Below are 20,719 nucleotides of genomic sequence, written 5' to 3'. Positions count from 1 at the left end.
CGGTGCGAGCGGGGAGATGGAGGTGGTTCAGGCGGCCTTGCTCACATCGGCGGCGACGGCCTCGGTGGCGGGCTTCCTGTCCTTCAGCAGCCGCAGCCGGGGCGCGACGGACGAGTGGCCGCCACGGCGGTGGAGCGCGCGGGCCGCGTAGTCGCCCGCGAACTGGATGAGCGAGATGACGACGGCGAGGATCGCCACGGTGATCCACATCAGCTGCGTCTCGAAGCGCTGATAGCCGTAGCGGATGGCGATGTCGCCGAGACCGCCCGCGCCGACCGTGCCGGCCATCGCCGAATAGCCGATGAGGGCGACCACCGTGGTGGTGGCGGACGAGATCAGCGAGGGCAGCGCCTCGGGTACGAGGACTTTGCGCACCACGGTCCAGGTGTTGCCGCCCATCGCCTGCACGGCCTCGACGAGTCCGCCGTCCACTTCACGGACGGCCGTCTCGACCAGGCGGGCGAAGAACGGGATGGCACCGATGGCGAGCGGCACGATCGCGGCCTCGCGGCCGATCGTGGTCCCCGTGATCGTCCGGGTGAAGCTCATCAGGGCGACCATGAGGATGATGAAGGGCATCGAGCGGGCGATGTTCACCACCTGCCCGATCACCTTGTTGGCGGCGAGGTTCTGGAGGAGTCCGCCCCGGTCGGTCAACACGAGCAGGACGCCGAGCGGGAGACCGCCGACGACCGCGATGACCGTGGACCAGCCGACCATGTACAGGGTGTCGCCGGAGGCCTCGGACAACAGCGGCTGCATCTCGGACCAGGTCACTCGGCACCTTCCTTCACCAGCGCGGTCTCTGCCGGCCGGTCGAGCACGTCGATCTGCAGACCCTGCTCACGCAGGAAGCCGATCGGCACCACGTTCTCCTCGTAGCGGCCGGGCAGTTCGATGCGCATCCGGCCGACCTGCTTGCCGCCGACGGTGTCCATCGCGGCGCCGAGGATCGATATGTCGATGTTGTAGGTGCGCGCGAGCTGGGAGACGACCGGCTGGGTGGCCGCGTCGCCGTGGAAGGTGACGTCGACGACGGTGCGGTCGTCGCCGGACGCGTCGCCGCCGACCGGGAAGAGCGCGGCGGCCAGTTCGGAGCCCGGGGTGGCGAGCAGTTCGCTGACCGTCCCGGACTCGACGATGCGGCCCCTGTCCATGAGGGCGGCCGAGTCGCAGATGGTCTTGACGACGTCCATCTCGTGGGTGATGAGCAGAACGGTCAGGCCGAGCTGCCGGTTGAGGTCGCGGAGCAGCTGGAGGATGGACCGGGTGGTCTCCGGGTCGAGGGCGCTGGTCGCCTCGTCGGAGAGCAGCACCTTGGGGTCGCCCGCGAGGGCGCGGGCGATCCCCACACGCTGCTTCTGGCCCCCGGAGAGCTGGGCCGGGTAGACGCCCGCCTTGTCGGCGAGGCCGACGAGGTCGAGCAGTTCCAGGGCCTTGCGGGAACGTTCCTTCCCGGACTGGCCGAGGATTTCGAGCGGCAGCTCGACGTTGTCCTGAACGGTGCGCGAGGACAGCAGGTTGAAGTGCTGGAAGACCATGCCGATACGGCTGCGCGCCTGCCGCAGTTCCCGGCCGGCTCGCGGTCCGCGGCCGGCGAGCGCGGTGAGGTCCTGCCCGGCCACGGTGACCGTGCCGGAGGTGGGGCGTTCCAGGAGGTTGACGCAGCGGATGAGCGAGGACTTCCCGGCGCCGGACTGGCCGATGACGCCGTACACCTCGCCTTCGTGTACGTGCAGGTCGACGCCGTCGAGGGCGGTCACCTCGCGGCCGCGCGAGCGGTAGACCTTGGTCAGGCCCGATGTGGTGATCACTGGGGATTTCCGTCACTGTCGAGTGCAGGGCGTGGATGTGCGCCGGCACGGGTGCATGCGTGGGGACACGGCACGGTTCTCGCGAAGGCGATGGAAACCGGGGAGAACGTGTGCGCGGGGCGTGGTCCCCCAGGCCCTTCAGGCGGTGGGGGCGGCCGGGTCACGTACGACACAGGCGTACGGACATGCCACTGGGGGCTCGCTTCGGGGCGCGAGACTCTGGGTCGTGCGGGGGCCCTCTAGCAGGCGCACATTCGACACATACAACGAGCACCGGGCGTCATGGTCGCCTCGGTCGCAAGGGTGCGGCAGCTCGTCGTGGTCATGGGCCCAAGTAAATCAGACGGACGGCGCGGAGATGCCACGGCCGTCCGAATAGCGGACAGCCGTGGACGACGTCAGCCGCGTACGGAGATCTCCACCGCGTGGTCGGTGACCAGTGCGGACAAGGCCGAGAGGTCCTTCACGACCAGATCGGCGTCCAGCTCGTGGGAACGGTGCGTTGTGGCCAACGCCACGGTGGTCATCCCGGCGGCGCGACCCGCCGCCAGTCCCGCCGGGGCGTCCTCGAAGACCACACAACGGGACGGCTCCACGCCCAGCTCGCGGGCGGCGAGGAGGTAGGGCTCGGGATCCGGCTTGCCGCGGGTGACGTCCTCCGCGGTGACCAGGGTCTTGGGCCGGATGCCGACGGCCTCGAGCCGGGCCTCGGCGAGGCGGCGCGTGGCGGAGGTGACCACGGCCCAGCGGTCGGCCGGCAGCGTGTCCAGGAACTCCCGGGTGCCCGGCAGCAGATGCGCTCCCCCGTTCGGCACGTCCTCGACCTCCAGCAGCTCGATGCGTGCGACGGCCTCGGGGACGACGTCGGCGGGCAGCAGGTCGGCGGCTATCTCCGCGGCCGTACGGCCATGGAGCGCGATGCTCCCGAAGGCCTCCGCGGCGATCCCGTACTCCTGCGCCCACCGCGTCCAGCACCGCGTGACCGACTCGAGGGACGAGACGAGCGTCCCGTCGTTGTCGAACAGCAGCGCGTCAGCATGGATCTTCATGGCCTCGACCCTACGCAGGCAGGGCGGGGGCGAGCGCATCGGGTCTTTTGGACCGTAATAGGGTCGCGGCATGCTTGATGCCCTGACGCTGGCGACCGGCGTCGCCGCGCTGCTGCTCGCCGCCTGGTGCGGCTGGGCGGCTCACCGCGACCAGCCCACGAAGGACTGGCACTTCATCGGCATGGCCGTGGTGACACTGCTGGCCGTGATCCAGCTGATCGTCGGCATCGTGCAGTTGGCGCGCGGCGAGAAGCCGGAGCAGGGCACGACGATCTTCGTCGCGTACCTGCTCGGGGCGTTCGCCTGCATCCCCGCGGCGGGGTTCATGTCCCTCACCGAGCGGTCGCGGTGGGGTTCGGTGACGGTGGCGGCCGGCGGTGTGGTCCTCGCCGTGCTCGAGGTGCGGCTCTATGACATCTGGGGAGGCTGAGATGGCGGCCACGCAGGAGAAGCCGGCGAAGACCCGGCTCATCGCGGGACCGGGCATGCTGCTGGTCTGGCTGTACGGCGTGATGGTCGTCGGCGCGGTGTCGCGCTCCGTCGTGCAGATCTCCACGCAGTTCGACGAGGCCCCGCTGGCGTACTCGCTGTCCGCGGTCGCCGGCGTCGTCTACGGCTTCATCACCTACTCGCTGGTCCGCGGCGGCGAGAGGGCCCGCAGGGCGGCGTTCGTGTGCTGCGCCGCGGAACTGGTGGGGGTGCTGACGGTCGGCACCTGGACGTTGGTCGAACCGTCGGCCTTCCCCGACGCGACCGTGTGGTCGGACTACGGCATGGGGTACGTCTTCATCCCCGTGCTGCTGCCGCTGTCGGCGATGTACTGGCTCCGCAAGGCGCGTACGGAGCGGGCACCGGCTGCCGCGCGCGGCTAGGGCCCGTCCGACGATTCCCCGCCGGGCCCGCGGTGTCCGGTGCCCGATCCGACGCGTGTGGCCGGACCCCTAGGCCGTCGTGGCGTACGAGCCCGCCCCCACCTGCTTCTCCAGGACGATCATCGGGACGCCGTCGTCGCCCTGGGCCGTACCGACCCTCTCGTAGCCGACGCGGCGGTACAGGCGGAGGCTGACCTCGCTGCGGTGGCCGGCGCTCAGGCGGAACTTCTTCGCGCCCCGCTCCTCCGCCAGCGCCTCCTCCGCCACGCGCAGCAGCCGGGCTCCGATGCCGTGGCCCTGGAGCCGCGGGTGCACACAGAGCTTGCCGATGGAGGCCGCGCCGTCCTCCGTCACACTGCCGCGGACCGAGCCGACCACCTCGTCGCCCAGCCGCGCCACGAAGACGCAGTCCGAGACGACCTCCGCACGGACCGAGTCGAGGCTCTGGACGAGCGGGTCGATGCGGTAGTTGCCGTAGAGCGCGGCCTCGCTCTGGAAGCACAGGTACTGCAACCTGAAGATCTGCTCGGCGTCCCGCTCGGTCGCCACAGAGATGGTCACGCTCATGCCCATGTGCGCACGCCTCCCGCTCACCTGATCGCCATATGTTCCTCACTCCTATCCCCGCGGTTCGGCGGCCGCAACCTCCGCCGCAAGCAATCGCCGCAGACATCCGAGGCATTTGGAGCGTTCCGGGCCGAGACTGCCCTGTGAGATACCCAACTCCCCCGCGATTTCCCGATAGGTCGGGTCCTGTGCGGACAGCAACGCCGCCACGAGTCGGGGGCACCGGCCGGGAAGCCGGCGTACCGCCGCGTGCAGCGCCCGGCGGCCCGCCGCCATGATCGCCTGTTGTTCCGGACCGGGGTGGCGTTCGTCGGCGGGCTCGGTACGGTACGGCAGTTCGAGACGGGCCGTTCGGCGCCCGCGGCGCGCCTCGGACCGAACGGCCCGGCGCAGCCAGCCCGGTGGGTCCGCGGGCGGTCCGTCCGCCGCAAGCCGCTCCAGCAGCCGCAGCCACACGGCCTGTTCCAGGTCGCCCGGCTCCATCCCGCACGCGTGGGCCTCGGCAACGGCCTCGGCGGCGAGCAGGGGCCGCAGGGCCGTGAGCATCTCGAGGGTCATGTGCGGCGTGACGCGGCCGCCCCGGCAACGGGTTGCCGGGGCGGCCGATTGTCACCCCAACCGGGGTGCGTGGATCACGTGTTGACGTGTTACCGCCGCTCAGCGGCGCAGGAAGTCCTCGCGAGCGAGCAGCCCGGTGTCGGCGTTGTCGGTGAAGACGCCGTCGATGCCGGTCGCGAAGTACGCCTTGAAGGCCCCGAAGGCGTCACCGTAGGCCGTCGGGTCCGTGCCCCGGGCGAAGTTCGCGGGCAGGAAGGTGTTCTCGTTGCGCATCGTGTACGGGTGCAGGATCAGGCCTGCGGCGTGCGCGTCGGCGACGAGCGTGGACGGCTTGGCGAGGTTGCCGTTCGCGTCCTTCGGGATGACCAAATCGAGCGTCGGGCCGATGCCCCGGGCGTACGACGCGATCTCCTTGAGGCCCTTGCGCGTGACGAGGTCGGCGACGGTACGCGGGTCGCCCGCGTCGACGAAGTCCCAGGGACGGGTGTTCGCGGCGGACAGGAGCACGACGAGCGGGTTGTCGACGAGCTTGTTCAGTCGCTGGATGCTGGTCGGCTCGAAGGACTGGACGATGACCGGAGCGTTCCTGCCGTCCTTGCGGTGCCGGCGCAGGATCGTCGCGAGCCGCTCCTCGAGACCGAGGCCCAGCTTGCGGAAGTAGGTGGGGTGCTTGGTCTCGGGGTAGATCCACACCTGCTTGCCGCGCTTGCGGGTCTGCTCGTCCTGCCAGCGGAGCACCTCCTCGAAGGTGGGGATCTCCCAGCGGCCGTTGTAGAGCGTGTTGCGCTGGCGGGTGGCGGGGATGCGCTCGATCGCGCGCAGGGTCTTCAGCTCCGCGAGCGTGAAGTCCTCGGTGAACCACCCGGTGGTGGGGACGCCGTCCAGGACCTTGGTGGTCCTGCGGCTGGCGAACTCGGGGTGGTCGGCGACGTCGGTGGTGCCGCCGATCTCCGGCTCGTGCCGGCACACGAGGTGCCCGTCCTTGGTCGGCACCAGGTCACCGGCCTCCACGATGTCCGCGCCCATGTCGAGGGCCAGCTGGTAGGAGCCGAAGGTGTGCTCCGGCCGGTAACCGCTGGCCCCGCGGTGACCGATGATCGTGGGCACGGGCAGGCCCTTCAGTCCGCCGTCGTGGCGGCTGTCGGCACTCGCGGCACCCGGCAGCCCGAGGACCGCCCCGCCCGCCCCGAGCACCGCGGCGCCCAGCAGCGCCCGCCGTCCCGTGCCTCGTCCCTGCTCGAACGACTCCTGCGTCCCCATCAGTACCCTCCCGGCGCATCCGTCGAAGCGGCTCGATCGTAGGTGTGCGTCCGTGACGGCCGGGCGACGTCCGCACAAACGCGCGGCGGACGGGTGCCGTCCTGCCGGAGGCATGGGAAACGCCTCGGGGGGCACTCGACATGACGTCCCGTCATGCGCCGACGCGAGGTTCGTCACACCCGTACGGCGGATGACGAACGTGCAACACGACGCCGCCGCAGGTAAACAGTCGTCGACGACGCGTATCCTCCGCGTGACCCGATGTGCTGCCTGGCGGGCATCGCGAGTATCGTCCTCACCTGCACAGACTCCAACCGAATCCCTTGACACCGGAGGGCCCGTTGTCCCGCTTCGCGCTCATCAAGGCAGTGCTCGGACCGATCATGCGCCTGATGTTCCGCCCACAGGTGGAGGGCGCGGAGCGCATCCCGGGTGACGGTCCGGTCATCCTGGCCGGCAACCACGTGACGTTCATCGACTCGATGATCCTGCCGCTGGTCTGCGACCGTCAGGTCTTCTTCATCGGCAAGGACGAGTACGTCACCGGCAAGGGCTTCAAGGGCCGGCTGATGGCCTGGTTCTTCACCGGCGTCGGCATGATCCCGGTCGACCGCGACGGCGGCAAGGGCGGTGTCGCGGCGCTGATGACCGGCCGCAGGATCCTGGAGGAGGGCAGGGTCTTCGGCATCTACCCGGAGGGCACGCGGTCCCCCGACGGCCGCCTGTACCGGGGACGCACCGGCATCGCCCGGCTGACGCTGATGACGGGCGCGCCCGTGGTCCCCTTCGCCATGATCGGCACCGACAAGATCCAGCCCGGGGGCGCAGGCATGCCCCGGCCCAGCAAGGTGACCGTGCGCTTCGGCGAGCCGCTGGAGTTCTCCCGCTACGAGGGGATGGACCGGGACCGCTATGTGCTGCGGGCGGTGACCGACTCCGTGATGACCGAGGTCATGCGGCTGTCCGGGCAGGAGTACGTCGACATGTACGCCACGAAGGCGAAGGCCGCGTAGCGCGGACAGCGCGGCGGCCTGCCGCCGCCGGGCACCCGTCCGGCGGCCGCCCACCATGCCCGCCCCGCGCCCCCGCCGGGGCGCGGGGCCGAGGTCATGAGGAGCCCTCCAGCCGCTGTCCGCGCAGCAGGAACCACGCCGCGACCGCCGTGGCCAGCAGCACCGCGGCACCGACCCCCGTGGCCAGCGCCAGGCCGTCCACGAACGCCTCCCGGGCGGACGCGAGGAGCTCCCGGCCGGTGTCCGACGGCATCCGCGACGCCACCTCGACCGCACCGCCCAGCGACTCGTGCGCCGCGGCCGGTGTGCCCGAAGGCCCGGTGAACCCGCGGTAGACGCCCGTCACGATCGAGCCGAGCAGGGCGATGCCCAGGGCCGCGCCGAGCTCGTACGCGGTTTCCGAGACCGCGGAGGCCGCGCCCGCCTGGTCCTTGGGCACGCTGGAGAGGATGACGTCCGCGGTCACGGTGAACGACAGGCCCGCGCCGACCCCCACCACGAGCAGCGCGGCGCCGATGAGCGGGTACCCGGTGCTCCGGTCGATCACGGTGAGGGCGGCGAGCGCCAGCCCCACCGCGGCGAGCCCGCCGGCGACGACGGCCCGCACCGAGAAGCGCCTGGCCGCCGTGCCCGCGACCAGGCCGGCCGCGACCGCCCCGACGGCGGCCGGGAGTTCGGCGAGACCCGCCTCGAACGGGTGCCGGCCCTGTACCAGTTGCAGGAACTGGGAGAGGAAGAAGACCAGCCCGGACATCCCGAGAACGGTCAGCAGGTCGGCGAGCACGGCGCCGCTGAACCCGCGGCGGCGGAACAGCCGCATGTCCAGCAGCGGCACCGGCAGGGTCAGCTGGCGGCGCACGAACCCGTGCAGTGCGAGGGCACCGAGCACGCCCGCGGCCGCTCCGGGCCAGGTGAACCCCTCGGCCGCCGCCTCCTTCACGGCGTACACGACGCCGATCATGCCGACGAGCGACATCACGACGCTCGCCAGGTCCCACGGGCCAGGGCGCGGATTGCGGGACTCGGGCAGGGTCCTGATGCCGACGAGGACGAGGACGACCATCACGGGCACGTTGATCAGGAAGACGGAGCCCCACCAGAAGTGCTCGAGCAGGAAACCGCCCACGATCGGGCCGATCGCCGTGCCTGCCGAGGCGGTGGCGCCCCAGACGCCCACGGCGAGGCTGCGCTCGCGCGGATCGTGGAAGAGGTTGCGGATCAGGGCGAGCGTGGCGGGCATCAGGGTCGCTCCCGCGACGCCCAGCAGCGCACGGGCCAGGATCATCATGCCCGGCGTCGCGGCGTAGGCGTTGAGCACGGAGACCAGCCCGAAGGCGGTGGCGCCCCCGAGCAGGATCCGCTTGCGTCCGATGCGGTCGCCCAGACTGCCCATGGAGACGAGCAGACCGGCGATGACGAAGGAGTAGACGTCACCGATCCACAGGAGCTGGGTGCCCGAGGGCTTCAGGTCCTCGCTGATGTAGGGGGTGGCCAGGCCGAGGACGGTCGCGTCGACGGCGACCAGCAGGACGGCGAGGACGAGGACCGCGAGCGCGAGCCACCGCCCCGGACGGCCCTCGGCCGGCGATGCGATCCGTCCCGGGCCGGCGGCCTCTCCCCCGCTGCGGGGGGCACCCTCGTGCCGCAGGGTGCTGGTCATGGTTCCTCTCTCCGTAGTGCGCCGCCGAGCAACAGCTCGACGATCATGTAGGTGAAGTCCTTGGGGGCGAGTCGTCCCTCGGCCACGGCCCAGGCGCCGGAGGCCATCAGGCCGTACAGGGCCTCGGTGAGCCACGCGGGGGTGAGGTCGATGCGGAACTCACCGCTCGTCTGGCCGCGCCGGAACAGTGCGGCGATCCGGGCGTCGATCCGGGACCAGCCCTCGTTCTGCGCCTCGCCCTCGAACAGCTGGTTCTCGGTGTAGAGGAAGGCGAGGAGCCCCGCCGCGGACTCGATCTCGGTCACGAACCGGCGCAGGGCCTCCCGGGCCGGGCCGGTGTCGAGCCGGGCGGCGTCCAGAGCGGCCTCGCACTCCTCGATGCCGAGCGCCTCCAGCGCCCGTACGAGTGTGTCGCGTCCGGCGAAGTGGCGGTGCAGCGTGGCCCGGCTGATCCCGGCCGCCCTGGCGACCTCGTCCATGGTCGCGGTGGACTTGCGGGTGAGCAGGGCGGCCGCACTGCGCAGCACATGGTCTCGGTCGACAGCCATGAGACGACGATAACCCAGATGAGACGTCAATGTCTCACGAGAAGCATATGCGTCTCACCGACTGCCCGCTTGGGCGGATCTCAGTGCCAGGGCAGCTGCCCGCGCCGCTCCCAGTAGGCGCCCGGATCCTCGGCGAGGGTCTCCAGGCGTGCGAGCTGTTCCTCGTCGAGGTCGGCGACGGTGGCGTGCAGATTGGAGCCGAGCTGGTCGACCGTGGCCGCTCCGGAGAGGACCACACCGGCCCAGGGGCGGCGCAGGACGACGGCCAGGGCGATCGCGTCGCAGCCGAGTGATGCCTCCGCGGCCACCGCCCTCAGCGCCTGCGGCGCTCGGTCGCCGGCCAGCCGCCCGTTGGCCATGCCCTCCTTGACGAGCACCGTGAGCCCGGCGTCGTGGGCCTCGGCGAGCGCGGGGGCGGCCGAGGTCTCCAGCAGGTTGTACGTGGACTGGACGGTACGGAAGAGGGGTTCGCCGTCGACGGTCACGGCGAGCGCGGCGCGGATCGTGTCGGCCTGCGCCGGGCCGCTGGTGGAGAAGCCGATCGTGACACCCCCGGCCGCGGCCTCGGCGAGCCTGGCATGCAGTTCCTTGTCGGTGAGAGCCGGGCTGTCGAGGGTCAGCGAGTGGATCTGGTAGAGATCGAGCCGGTCGCCGAGCAGGGCCGCGGTCTCGGCGTGCTGCCGCTCGAAGGTGGCGACACCGTGGTCCTTCACCTCGTGCTGCTCGGCGTCGGTGCTCCAGTCGGCGGTGTAGGTGTAGCCCCACTTGCTGCCGACGACGATGTCGTCGACGGCGGGCCGGGCCTGCAGCCAGTCGGCGAGGAACTCCTCCGCGCGGCCGTAGGAGCGGGCGGCGTCGAAGTAGCGGACGCCCTGGGCGTAGGCGGCGTCCAGCAGTTCATGGGTGCGCCCGCGCAGCGCGTCGACGCTGCGTACGGACGGCAGGTCCTGCTCGCGGCCGAGGTTGATGTAGCCCGGGCGGCCGACGGCGGCCAGGCCGAGGCCGATGTGGCAGGTGGGAGTCGTCGCTGAGGCGAGGCGTGCGAAGGGCATCGCGGGCTCCGTTCGGTCGGCTCCGTGCGGCTCGGACCAACCTAACCCGCGACGCCCTCTGCGCGGGCGACCGGCTACTTCCTGCGCTTCGCGGCGGCCCACGCGTGCTGGGCCGCCAGGTCCGTCTTCACCTCGGCCAGCTGGACCGCGACCGCCTCGGGGGCCGTGCCCCCGCGGCCGTTGCGGGAGGCGAGGGCGCCGGGGACGCTGAGGACGGTCCGCACCTCGGGGGTCAGATGCGCGGAGATCTTCGCGAACTGCTCGTCCGTGAGCTCGTCCAGCTCCTTGCCCTCGGCCTCGGCCGCCTTCACGCATTCTCCGGCGACCTCGTGCGCGACCCGGAACGGCACACCCTGCTTGACCAGCCACTCGGCGATGTCGGTGGCCAGCGAGAAACCGGCGGGCGCGAGCTCCGCCATCCGCTCACGGTGGACGGTCAGCGTCGCCATCATGCCGGTGAAGGCCGGGAGCAGGACCTCCAGCTGGTCGATGGAGTCGAAGACCGGCTCCTTGTCCTCCTGGAGGTCGCGGTTGTAGGCGAGGGGGAGCGCCTTCAACGTCGCCATGAGGCCGGTCAGATTGCCGATGAGGCGGCCGCTCTTGCCGCGCGCCAGCTCCGCGATGTCCGGGTTCTTCTTCTGCGGCATGATCGAGGAGCCGGTGGAGAAGGCGTCGTGCAGGGTGACGAAGGAGAACTCCTTCGTGTTCCAGATGATGACCTCCTCGGCGATGCGGGAGAGGTTCACCCCGATCATCGCGGTGACGAAGGCGAACTCCGCGGCGAAGTCGCGGGCGGCCGTGCCGTCGATGGAGTTGGCCGAGCTGCCGTGCTCGAAGCCGAGGTGCTCGGCGACCGCCTCCGGGTCGAGGCCCAGGGAGGAGCCGGCGAGCGCGCCCGAGCCGTACGGGGACACGGCCGTGCGCTCGTCCCACTGGCGCAGGCGCTCGGCGTCCCGGGACAGGGCCTGTACATGCGCGAGAACGTGGTGCGCGAAGAGCACGGGCTGGGCGTGCTGCAGGTGCGTACGGCCCGGCATCGCCGCGTCGGGGTGCGCCTCGGCGAGACCGACCAGGGCGTCCTGGAGCTCGGCGATCAGCCCGCCGATGATGCGGGCGTGGTCGCGCAAGTACATCCGGAAGAGGGTGGCGACCTGGTCGTTGCGGGAGCGGCCCGCGCGGAGCTTGCCACCGAGATCCGGGCCGAGACGCTCCAGGAGGCCGCGCTCCAGAGCGGTGTGGACGTCCTCGTCGGCGACGGTGCCGGTGAACTCGCCCGAGGTCACGTCGGCCTCGAGCCGGTCGAGTCCGTCGAGCATGCGCGTCAGTTCGTCGTCCGTCAGGAGCCCCGCCTTGCGCAGGACGCGGGCGTGGGCACGGGAACCGGCGATGTCGTACGGCGCGAGGCGCCAGTCGAAGTGGACGGACGCGGACAGCTTCGCCAGGGCCTCGGCGGGACCGTCGGCGAAACGGCCGCCCCAGAGCCGGACGTCACCGCTGTTGCTGCTCACTGCGTTGCTCCTCGAAGGTGGCGATGTGCGACCGCCTCCCCACTCTCGGCAAGCGGGGAGGCGGATGTCAGGCTAGTGCGTGCGGGGGTGGCCCGGCGGTCACCCCGGACCGGTGTCAGGCTCCGCCCGCGATGTCACGCCGTGCGGCGATCTTCGACGACAGGCTGTAGATGTCGATGAAGCCCCTGGCCGCGGACTGGTCGAAGGTGTCACCGGTGTCGTACGTCGCGAGGTTGAAGTCGTACAGCGACTCCTGCGAGCGCCGGCCGGTGACCACCGCGCGGCCGCCGTGCAGGGTCAGGCGGACGTCGCCCGAGACATGCTGGTTGGCCTCGTTGATGAAGCCGTCCAGGGCGCGCTTGAGCGGGGAGAACCACTGGCCGTCGTAGACCAGTTCGCCCCAGCGCTGCTCGACCTGGCGCTTGTAGCGGGCCAGTTCACGCTCGACGGTGACGTTCTCCAGCTCCTGGTGGGCGGTGATCAGGGCGATCGCCCCCGGAGCCTCGTACACCTCGCGGGACTTGATGCCGACCAGGCGGTCCTCGACCATGTCGATCCGGCCGATGCCCTGGGCGCCGGCGCGCTCGTTGAGCTGCTGAACGGCCTGCAGGACGGAGACGGGCTTGCCGTCGATGGCGACCGGGACACCTTCCTTGAAGGTGATGATCACCTCGTCGGCCTCGCGGGCCTCGGCCGGGTTGGAGGTGTACTCGTAGATGTCCTCGATCGGGGCGTTCCAGATGTCCTCCAGGAAGCCCGTCTCGACCGCGCGCCCGAAGACGTTCTGGTCGATGGAGTACGGGGACTTCTTGGTGGTGGCGATCGGGAGCTGCTTGTCCTCGCAGAAGGCGATCGCCTTGTCCCGGGTCATCGCGTAGTCGCGGACCGGGGCGATGCACTTGAGGTCGGGCGCGAGGGCGACGATGCCCGCCTCGAAGCGGACCTGGTCGTTGCCCTTGCCGGTGCAGCCGTGCGCGACCGTGGTGGCGCCGTGCTTCTTGGCCGCGGCGACGAGGTGCTTGACGATCGTCGGCCGGGACAGCGCGGAGACCAGCGGGTAGCGGTCCATGTAGAGGGCGTTGGCCTTGATCGCCGGGAGGCAGTACTCGTCGGCGAACTCGTCCTTGGCGTCGGCGACCTCGGCCTCGACGGCACCGCAGGCGAGCGCGCGCTTGCGGATGACGTCCAGGTCCTCGCCGCCCTGGCCGACGTCGACCGCAACGGCGATGACCTCGGCGCCCGTCTCCTCGGCGATCCAGCCGATGGCGACGGAGGTGTCCAGACCGCCGGAGTAGGCGAGTACGACGCGCTCGGTCACGGGTTTCTCCCTCACAGTGCATTCGCTGGTATGCATGAGTATGCAGGAGGTTGCATGGTTCGTCAATCCGGGAGGTCGCCCCGGCGTGGCAGGGCAGGTCACGGCGCCGCGCCCGGACCAACTCTCCGGGCCCGTGAACGCCCGAATCCGCCGCCTCGTATCTGTCGCCGAACACGGCGCCGGTCCATCGGGCGGCCACTCCCGCCCCGTCCGGAACAGCGGCCCTGCGGCGGCCGGCACGCTCACCGCATGTCGTGGCAGGCTCCGTGGCCGCCCCGCGCGCCGCCGGGGCGGCCACGGACGTACGACGGGCGCAGGACACGACCGGACGGCGCGATTCCTTAGACAGTCGAAGGAATTGCCCTCATCATCGAGGCCATGGGAAAGACCTACGAACGCATCGACGGCAGACTGCGTACGTTCATCGAAGCGCAGCCCCTCTTCTTCACCGCCACCGCCCCGCTGTCGGGGGACGGCACGGTCAATCTCTCCCCCAAGGGCCTCAAGGGTTCGTTCGCCGTCGTCGACGAGCGGACCGTCGCCTATCTGGACTTCGCCGGAAGCAATGCCGAGACCATCGCGCACCTGCGGGAGAACGGCAGGATCACCCTCATGTGGTGCGCCTTCCAGGGACCGCCGAACATCGTGCGGGTGCACGGCAGCGGTGAGCCGGTCTTCCGCGACGACCCCCGTTTCGAGGAACTCCTCACCCATTTCCCGGACATCGACCCGGCCCCGCACGGACTGCGGGCGATCGTCGTCGTGACGGCCCGGCTCATCCGGGACACCTGTGGCTACGCGGTGCCCTTCATGGCCTACGAGGACGACCGCGAACTGCACGGCAGGCGGTTCGCGCGCGAGGACGACACCTCCCTGAACGACTACTTTCGAAGGAAAGACCACATCGAATCCAGCCTGGACGGCCTGCCGGGCCTTCCGTTGCCGCTGCCGCCGTCTACGTTCTGAACCATGCGCCCCGGTGTCGTCACCCTCGCCTCCACCGCTGTCCTGCTGCTCGCCGCCGCACCCGGCGGCGTCGAGGAGGCTCCGCTGCCGGAACGGATGGCGGACACCGGCGGCGGCACGCAGTTGATCACTGCGGAGGCGCCCACGGCCGACGCGACGTCGGGCACGGTCACCTGGTGGGACCGCCGCGACGGGCGGTGGACGAAGGCCGGTTCGGCGGCGGCGCGCTTCGGTGCGAACGGGCTCGTCGAAGGCGGCATCCGGCAGCAGGGCACGAACACGACGCCCGCGGGCCTGTACGGACTGCCCTACGCGTTCGGCATCAAGGCCGCGCCCGCGGGCACGAAAGCGCTGTACCGCCCGGTCCACCAGGGCTCGTGGTGGTGCCAGGACGACGCGTCCGCCTCCTACAACCGCTGGACGGAGCCCCTCCCGGCCGACTGCCGCGCCTCCGAGTCGGAGCACCTGATCACCTTCGACCCCCAGTACGACCACGCCTTGGTGATCGGCTTCAACTACGACAAGCCGGTGCGCGGGCGCGGCGCCGGCATCTTCCTGCACGTCAACGGCAAGGGCGCCACGGCGGGCTGTGTGTCGGTGCCGCAGGACGCGATGCGCCGGATCCTTCAGTGGGCCGATCCGGCCCACGGTCCGCACATCGCCATCGGGACCTCGAGCGGAGCGACGGGCATCACGCGCTACTAGGGCCCGTCGTTCGGATCATGCCGGCGTCGCCCGAAAGGCGCGGTCTCTCCCCGCCGGCCCGGTCCGAACGACAGACCCCGGCCCGCGGGCAGCCGCACGGTGAACGTCGTCGATCCTGCGCCGCCGGTCAGCTCCACGCTCCCACCGTGCGCCTGCGTCACCGCCGCCACGATCGACAGGCCGAGCCCCGCGCCGCCGCCGTGGTTGTCCGGGCGACGGCGGTGGTCGGCCCGGGTGAACCGTTCGAAGACGCCCGGCCTGATGGCGTCGGGGACGCCGGGTCCGTCGTCGTGCACCCCGAGGACGGCCGTCGTCGTGTCGGTCACGAGGGAGACGGTCACATGAGTGCCCTCGGGCGTGTGCAGACGCGCGTTGGCCAGCAGATTGGCGAGCACCTGATGCAGGCGATGCGCGTCGCCCTGCACGATCAGCGGCTCCTCGGCCAGTTCCATCGTCCAGCGGTGGCCGGGACCGGCCGCGCGTGCGTCGCTCACCGCGTCCAGCACCAGGCGGGTCAGGTCGACCGGACGCCGCTCCAGGGGCCGGCCCGCGTCCAGCCGGGCCAGCAGCAGCAGGTCGTCCACCATCTCGCCCATGCGCGCCGACTCGGCGGCGATCCGTTCCAGGGCCCGGGCCACCTCCGCCGGTACCGGACCCGGGTGCAGCAGTGCCAGTTCCGCATGGCCGCGGACCGAGGCGACCGGTGTGCGCAGTTCGTGGCTGGCGTCGGCGGCGAAGACGCGCAGCCGCTCCTCACTGGCGTGGCGCTTGGTCAGCGCGTCCTCGACATGGCCGAGCATGCGGTTGACGGCGGTGGCGACCCGCCCCACCTCACTGCGCGGCTCGTTCTCGGGTACCCGCGGCGGCAGCGCGACCTCGCCGCTGGCGAGCGGGAGCTCGCTGACCCGGGTGGCGGTCGCGGCGACCCGGCTCAGCGGCCGCAGCGACCAGCGCACCCAGACGGCTCCCGCGACACCGGTGGCCGCGAGGGCCGCGCCGAAGACGGCGGCGGCGACCCACTCCAGTCGGTGCACCGCGGACTCCACCGGTTCCAGGGGGACCCCGGTGACGAGGACGTCGCCGTCCATGCCCTTGACCGCCATCAGGCGGTATCCGCCGAGTGACGACAGCCGCACACTGTGCCCCGCGCCGTCCGCGGGGACCGCGGCGAGGGAGCGCCTGTCCTGTGTGTCCAGCGGGGCCGTCAGGCCGGCGGTGTCGCTGCCGGGGCGGACGACGGCCGCGTTGGTGACCGACGCCCCGACCAGCCGGGCGCCGAAGGTGCCCGCCGACTGCTTACGGGTGTCCCCGTACTCGTCGCCGTCGTGGTCCGAGGGTCTGTCGGGGCCGTGCTCCAGGCTCGCGGGGAAACGCGGGCCGAGGTCCCGCAGCTGCTGGTCGAGCCGGCCGGTGAGAAATCCGTTGAGCTCGACCACCGCCGCCACCCCGACCGCGGCACAGCTGAGTGCCAGCAGCACGACGAGCCCGGTGGTCAGCCTGGCCCGCAGGGTGCGCGGCGTCGGCAGACGGCGCACCACGGCCCGGAACACGCGGCTCACCAGGTCACCGGCTTGAGCACGTACCCGGCCCCGCGCACCGTATGGATCATGGGGTCACGGCCCGCGTCCACCTTCTTGCGCAGATACGAGATGTACAGCTCCACCACATGGGCCTGGCCTCCGAAGTCGTAGGACCACACCCGGTCGAGGATCTGCGCCTTGCTCAGCACACGCCGCGGGTTGCGCATCAGGAAGCGCAGCAGTTCGAACTCGGTGGGGGACAGTTCGATCAGTTCGCCGGCCCGGGTCACCTCACGGGCCTCCTCGTCCATCACGAGGTCGCCGACGCACAGCCGGGGCCCCTCCTCCAGCTGCCGGGCCATCCCGGCACGCCGCAGCAGCCCGCGCAGCCGGGCGACGACCTCCTCCAGGCTGAAGGGCTTGGTCACATAGTCGTCGCCGCCCGCCGTGATGCCGGCGATGCGGTCCTCGACGGCGTCCCGCGCGGTCAGGAAGAGCACGCACACGTCGGGTTTCACGGTGTGCAGCGAACGCAGCACACCGAACCCGTCGGTGTCGGGGAGCATCACGTCCAGCACGACGGCGTCGGGCATGAGCTCCCGGGCCGCTGTGACGGCCGTGGCCCCGTCACCGGCCGCACGCACCTGCCAGCCCTCGTAGCGCAGGGCACCGGACAGCACCTCGGCGAGGTCCGGATCGTCGTCGACGACGAGGACGCGCAGGGGTGTGCCGTCCGGGCGGGCGAGGGCGGGGCGGCCGGTGCGGAGTGTGGTCATGGCGCCTTCCAGCATCCCTCGTCCCGGGAGCGGCCGGGGGTGCCGAGCCCTCTGAGTTCGCTATGAGTGCCCGGTCACACCCGCCGCGACCTCCCTTTCCGGTGCCGTTCCCCGGTTTCTTCAGGGCGGGCTCAGCGTCCTCAGAGCCGTCTCAGAGGTTCCGCCTGCACAGTTGCGTCCTCGATGCCGGAAAGGAACCGATCATGACCACGGTGTACCAGCAGCAGGCGCCGCTCGCGCCGCCGGTCGCCAGGCGATCCCCGGCGGCCCCGGTGCTGACCCTCCTGTGGGCCGGGGCTGCCGCCGTGGTCGCCTTGTGGTGGCAGGACACCGGCTCCGTGGTGGGAACGGCCGGCTGGCTCCTCGGGGCCGGGCGGATCGCCGGGCTGCTGTGCGGCTACTCCTGCGCGGTCCTGGTCGGGCTGATGGCCCGCGTCCCGCTTCTGGAGCGGCGCATCGGATCGGACCGGGTGACGCGCTGGCACGCGATGGCCGGGCGGTACACGGTCTGCCTGCTGGTCGCGCACGTCGTGCTGGTCCTGGCCGGGTACGCCGCCCAGGACCGGGCCTCGATCGTGCACGAGACGGTCACCGTGGTGCTGCACTACCCGGAGATGCTCAAGGCCACCTTCGGCACGCTCGTGCTGTGTGCCGTGGGCATCACCTCCGTGCGCACCGTGCGCCGCCGGGTCGGCCACGAGTTCTGGTACTACGTGCATCTGCTGACGTACGGGGCGGTCTTCCTCGCCTTCGGTCACCAGCTGGCGCTGGGCGGGGAGTTCGTCGGGAACGCGCCGGCCCGGGCCGCCTGGTATGCGCTCTATCTGAGCGTGGCGGCCCTGGTCGGGTGGTTCCGGGTCCTCACGCCGGTGCGACTGAACCTGCGCCACCGGCTGCGGGTGGAGGCGGTGCACCGGGAAGCGCCGGGCGTGTGGTCCGTCGTCATGCGGGGGCGGCGTCTGGACGAGCTGGGCGCCCGGCCCGGGCAGTTCTTCCGGTGGCGCTTCCTCGCCCAGGGCCTGCGCTGGACGTCGACGCCGTACTCCCTGTCGGCGCCGCCGCGCCGGACCCGGCTGCGCATCACCGTCAAGGCGCTGGGCGACCACAGCGCGTCGGTGGCCCAGCTGCGGCCCGGCACCCGGGTGTGGGCGGAGGGCCCGTACGGATCGCTGACCGCGGAACGGGGCTCCGCCGGCAAGTCGCTGCTGATCGCGGGAGGCGTCGGAGTCACCCCGCTGCGCGCCCTGTTCGAAACACTCCCGGGCGAGGTGACCCTGCTGTACCGGGCGCGCTCGGTACAGGACCTGGCCCTGGGCGCCGAGCTGGAGGCCATAGGCCGGTGGCGCGGTGCACGGGTGCTGTACGCCCTCAACGGGGAGGACGGCGCGCGCCCGCGGCTGACGCCGGGCGCCCTCCTCGCCGCAGTGCCGGGCCTGGCCGATCACGACGTCTATCTGTGCGGGCCGCCCGGATTCGCCGGGGACATGTACGAGGCGCTGTGCGCCGCCGGCGTCCCCGACCGCCGTATCCACCACGAGTCGTTCGAGCTGTGAGGCCAGCATGCACACGCTGAAGAGGAGAAGCCCACTGCGGCGGATCGTGCTCGCGAGCGCCGCCACCGTCTCGGGGGCGGTGCTGCTGCTGTCGATGAAGCCGCACACCGCGCCCCACATCGTCACGGCCGCTCCCGCCCCGTCCGGCGGCGCGAGCGTGCCGGCCGGATCGGCCGGTTCCGGTGGTTCGGGTCCGGACCGGTCCGGCAGGTCCACCGCGGCGGGCACGAGGACCGTCACCGGCGATTCCGCACCGACCCGTTACGGCCCCGTCCAGGTCCGGATCACGGTGAAGAACGGCAAGCTCACCGATGTGACGGCCGTGACGTACCCGCAGGAGAGTCCGAGGGACCAGGAGATCAACGGCTATGCCGTCCCGCAGCTGCGCCGGGAGGCGCTGACGGCGCAGAGCGCGGACATCGACGTCGTCTCCGGGGCCACGTACACGAGCCAGGGTTACCAGCAGTCGCTCCAGTCGGCGTTGGACTCGCTGGGCGGTTGAACGCATGGACGTTCCCTCACGTACCTCTGGGCCAAGGGGGCCGTTGGCCTCACCCGTCCCACGGAGGACCACGGAGGAGACCGTGTCCACGATCGCCGGTGGCCGCGCCGCGCGGCGCCAGACGATGCGCGCCATCCGCCCACGCCGCTCCCCTGCCGTCCCGCTGCTGATCGCCCTGTGGGCGGGGGCGGCGGGCGTCATCTGGATGTGGTGGACGAACACCCCGTCCATCGCCGACAACTCCGGCCGGATCCTCAACGCGGGGCGCATCACCGGCCTGCTGGCCGGATATCTGATGGCGCTGGTCGTGCTGCAGATGGCACGCGTGCCCGCGCTGGAGCGCCGGGTCGGCTCCGACCGGGTCGCCCGCTGGCACGCGATGACCGGCCGGTACACCATCTGCCTCGTCCTCGCCCATCTGTTCCTGACGATGTGGGGCTACGCCCTTCAGGCCGGCACCGGGCTCGGCGGGATCGTCCAGCAGACCGTCGACTCGGTGCAGCAACTGCCGGACGTGGGCAAGGCGGCGATCGGCACGGGTCTGCTGCTGCTCATCGGCCTGATCTCGATCGGGCCGATCCGCCGCAGGCTCTCCTACGACCTCTGGTACCACGTCCATCTGCTCACCTACGCCGCCACCTACCTGTCGTTCTGGCATCAGCTGTCGACCGGCAACGAGTTCGTTGCGCAGGCGTGGGCGAGGACGGCCTGGTACGTGCTCTACGGGTCGGTGACCGCGCTGGTGATCTGGTACCGGATCATCACGCCGATCCGGCTCAACATGCGCCACCGGCTGCGGGTCGAGGCCGTCGTCGAGGAGACGCCCGGCATCGTCTCGGTCCTGATGAGCGGCCGGAAGCTGCACCGTATGGGGGCGGCCGCCGGGCAGTTCTTCCGCTGGCGCTTCCTCGCTCCCGGCATGCGCTTCAGCTCACATCCCTACTCGCTGTCGGCGGCTCCGCGCCCCAACATGCTGCGTATCACGGTCAAGGCGATCGGCGACCACAGCTCCGCGCTGCGCGATCTGCGACCCGGCACCCGGGTGTGGGCGGAAGGCCCCTACGGGGCGCTCACCGCCGACCGGCGCAGCCGCGGCAAGGTGCTGCTGGTGGCGGGCGGTGTGGGCATCACCCCGATGCGGGCGCTGTTCGAGACGCTGCCCGGCGCCGCGGGCGACCTGACACTGCTGTACCGGGCCAACAGCACCCAGGACCTGGCCCTGTGGGACGAGCTGGCCCAGATCGCCGAGGAACGCGGGGCCCGGCTGATGTACGCGGTCAACAGCCCGGAGGGGGAACGCCCCGACATCTCCGCGGACACCCTGCGCCGCAAGCTGCCCGACATCGACCGGCACGACGTCTTCATGTGCGGTCCGCCCGGCTTCGCACAGCAGGTGTACGAGGCACTGCGCGGCGCGGGGGTCCCTGCCCGCCGTATCCATCACGAGTCGTTCGAGATGTGAGCGACGGGAGTCAGGA

21 protein-coding genes are annotated in these 20,719 nt (G+C 71.4%); 8 read left to right on the top strand and 13 right to left on the bottom strand.

Annotation, left to right across the window (positions count from 1 at the left end; genetic code table 11):
• Positions 1-27: 27 nt before the first annotated feature.
• The 3 genes from ACSHXN_RS32640 to ACSHXN_RS32630 form a co-directional block, all read right to left on the bottom strand.
• A complete protein-coding gene (locus ACSHXN_RS32640) occupies positions 28-777 on the bottom strand; it encodes a methionine ABC transporter permease (RefSeq protein ID WP_355135405.1) in 750 nt (249 codons plus the stop codon).
• A complete protein-coding gene (locus tag ACSHXN_RS32635; RefSeq protein ID WP_383354585.1) occupies positions 774-1,814 on the bottom strand; it encodes a methionine ABC transporter ATP-binding protein in 1,041 nt (346 codons plus the stop codon). The genes ACSHXN_RS32640 and ACSHXN_RS32635 overlap by 4 nt, the downstream gene beginning before the upstream one ends.
• A 398-nt stretch (positions 1,815-2,212) precedes the next feature.
• Positions 2,213-2,863 (bottom strand): HAD-IA family hydrolase, encoded by a 651-nt coding sequence (locus ACSHXN_RS32630; protein WP_438304683.1) that lies wholly within the window; start codon positions 2,861-2,863, stop codon positions 2,213-2,215.
• 70 nt (positions 2,864-2,933) lie between these two features.
• Here ACSHXN_RS32630 and ACSHXN_RS32625 point away from each other — a divergent pair, with 70 nt between their 5' ends.
• Positions 2,934-3,293 (top strand): hypothetical protein, encoded by a 360-nt coding sequence (locus ACSHXN_RS32625; RefSeq protein WP_059125607.1) that lies wholly within the window; start codon positions 2,934-2,936, stop codon positions 3,291-3,293.
• Position 3,294: 1 nt separating this feature from the next.
• Positions 3,295-3,735 carry a hypothetical protein gene (locus ACSHXN_RS32620; protein WP_355135411.1) on the top strand — a complete coding sequence of 147 codons (441 nt, stop codon included), beginning with the start codon at positions 3,295-3,297 and terminating at the stop codon, positions 3,733-3,735.
• Positions 3,736-3,804: 69 nt separating this feature from the next.
• Here ACSHXN_RS32620 and ACSHXN_RS32615 read toward each other — a convergent pair whose 3' ends face one another.
• From ACSHXN_RS32615 to ACSHXN_RS32605, 3 genes are all read right to left on the bottom strand, one after another.
• Positions 3,805-4,308: a GNAT family N-acetyltransferase gene (locus tag ACSHXN_RS32615; RefSeq protein ID WP_438304681.1), complete on the bottom strand. Its 504-nt coding sequence runs from the start codon at positions 4,306-4,308 to the stop codon at positions 3,805-3,807.
• Positions 4,309-4,353: 45 nt separating this feature from the next.
• Entirely contained in the window at positions 4,354-4,860 is a 507-nt protein-coding gene (locus tag ACSHXN_RS32610; RefSeq protein ID WP_355135415.1) for an RNA polymerase sigma factor, read from the bottom strand.
• A 99-nt stretch (positions 4,861-4,959) separates the two neighbouring features.
• Positions 4,960-6,120 carry a glycerophosphodiester phosphodiesterase gene (locus ACSHXN_RS32605; RefSeq protein ID WP_438304678.1) on the bottom strand — a complete coding sequence of 387 codons (1,161 nt, stop codon included), beginning with the start codon at positions 6,118-6,120 and terminating at the stop codon, positions 4,960-4,962.
• A gap of 323 nt (positions 6,121-6,443) precedes the next feature.
• Between ACSHXN_RS32605 and ACSHXN_RS32600 the strand changes: the two genes are divergently transcribed.
• The gene (locus ACSHXN_RS32600; protein WP_220294761.1) at positions 6,444-7,133 is read left to right on the top strand and encodes a lysophospholipid acyltransferase family protein; all 690 of its coding nucleotides are present in this window, start codon (positions 6,444-6,446) and stop codon (positions 7,131-7,133) included.
• Positions 7,134-7,227: 94 nt separating this feature from the next.
• On the opposite strand, the gene ACSHXN_RS32595 is transcribed toward ACSHXN_RS32600, so the two are convergent.
• The 5 genes from ACSHXN_RS32595 to ACSHXN_RS32575 all read right to left on the bottom strand — a co-directional run bounded on the left by ACSHXN_RS32595 (position 7,228) and on the right by ACSHXN_RS32575 (position 13,219).
• Positions 7,228-8,793, bottom strand: coding sequence for an MFS transporter (locus tag ACSHXN_RS32595; protein ID WP_355135417.1), 1,566 nt, complete (start codon positions 8,791-8,793; stop codon positions 7,228-7,230).
• Positions 8,790-9,341 (bottom strand): TetR/AcrR family transcriptional regulator, encoded by a 552-nt coding sequence (locus tag ACSHXN_RS32590; protein ID WP_355135418.1) that lies wholly within the window; start codon positions 9,339-9,341, stop codon positions 8,790-8,792. Before ACSHXN_RS32590 ends, ACSHXN_RS32595 begins: the two co-directional genes overlap by 4 nt.
• Before the next feature lie 80 nt (positions 9,342-9,421).
• On the bottom strand, positions 9,422-10,393 hold the full coding sequence (locus ACSHXN_RS32585; protein WP_355135419.1) for an aldo/keto reductase: 972 nt from the start codon (positions 10,391-10,393) through the stop codon (positions 9,422-9,424).
• 74 nt (positions 10,394-10,467) lie between these two features.
• Positions 10,468-11,901, bottom strand: coding sequence for an argininosuccinate lyase (argH, locus tag ACSHXN_RS32580; RefSeq protein ID WP_355135420.1), 1,434 nt, complete (start codon positions 11,899-11,901; stop codon positions 10,468-10,470).
• Positions 11,902-12,016: 115 nt separating this feature from the next.
• Positions 12,017-13,219, bottom strand: coding sequence for an argininosuccinate synthase (locus ACSHXN_RS32575; RefSeq protein ID WP_355135422.1), 1,203 nt, complete (start codon positions 13,217-13,219; stop codon positions 12,017-12,019).
• Between the two features lie 378 nt (positions 13,220-13,597).
• On the opposite strand from ACSHXN_RS32575, the gene ACSHXN_RS32570 reads away from it, so the two are divergent.
• Complete coding sequence (locus tag ACSHXN_RS32570) at positions 13,598-14,185, top strand: pyridoxamine 5'-phosphate oxidase family protein (protein WP_355135424.1); 588 nt, start codon at positions 13,598-13,600, stop codon at positions 14,183-14,185.
• A 3-nt stretch (positions 14,186-14,188) separates the two neighbouring features.
• The gene (locus ACSHXN_RS32565; RefSeq protein WP_355135426.1) at positions 14,189-14,890 is read left to right on the top strand and encodes a L,D-transpeptidase family protein; all 702 of its coding nucleotides are present in this window, start codon (positions 14,189-14,191) and stop codon (positions 14,888-14,890) included.
• On the opposite strand, the gene ACSHXN_RS32560 is transcribed toward ACSHXN_RS32565, so the two are convergent.
• Together ACSHXN_RS32560 and ACSHXN_RS32555 are read right to left on the bottom strand one after the other, a co-directional pair.
• Positions 14,887-16,449: a HAMP domain-containing sensor histidine kinase gene (locus tag ACSHXN_RS32560; RefSeq protein WP_356112915.1), complete on the bottom strand. Its 1,563-nt coding sequence runs from the start codon at positions 16,447-16,449 to the stop codon at positions 14,887-14,889. The genes ACSHXN_RS32565 and ACSHXN_RS32560 overlap by 4 nt on opposite strands.
• The gene (locus tag ACSHXN_RS32555; RefSeq protein WP_355135430.1) at positions 16,446-17,186 is read right to left on the bottom strand and encodes a response regulator transcription factor; all 741 of its coding nucleotides are present in this window, start codon (positions 17,184-17,186) and stop codon (positions 16,446-16,448) included. The genes ACSHXN_RS32560 and ACSHXN_RS32555 overlap by 4 nt, the downstream gene beginning before the upstream one ends.
• 203 nt (positions 17,187-17,389) lie before the next feature.
• On the opposite strand from ACSHXN_RS32555, the gene ACSHXN_RS32550 reads away from it, so the two are divergent.
• The 3 genes from ACSHXN_RS32550 (at position 17,390) to ACSHXN_RS32540 (ending at position 20,703) form a co-directional block, all read left to right on the top strand.
• Positions 17,390-18,739: a ferredoxin reductase family protein gene (locus ACSHXN_RS32550; RefSeq protein ID WP_355135432.1), complete on the top strand. Its 1,350-nt coding sequence runs from the start codon at positions 17,390-17,392 to the stop codon at positions 18,737-18,739.
• A 7-nt stretch (positions 18,740-18,746) separates the two neighbouring features.
• On the top strand, positions 18,747-19,241 hold the full coding sequence (locus ACSHXN_RS32545; RefSeq protein WP_356112918.1) for an FMN-binding protein: 495 nt from the start codon (positions 18,747-18,749) through the stop codon (positions 19,239-19,241).
• A 124-nt stretch (positions 19,242-19,365) separates the two neighbouring features.
• A complete protein-coding gene (locus ACSHXN_RS32540) occupies positions 19,366-20,703 on the top strand; it encodes a ferredoxin reductase family protein (RefSeq protein WP_355135549.1) in 1,338 nt (445 codons plus the stop codon).
• The last annotated feature ends 16 nt before the right edge of the window (positions 20,704-20,719 follow it).

Source organism: Streptomyces sp. HUAS TT11 (assembly GCF_051553595.1).
GTDB lineage: Bacteria > Actinomycetota > Actinomycetes > Streptomycetales > Streptomycetaceae > Streptomyces.
This window is presented reverse-complemented; position numbering and strand designations above follow the sequence as displayed.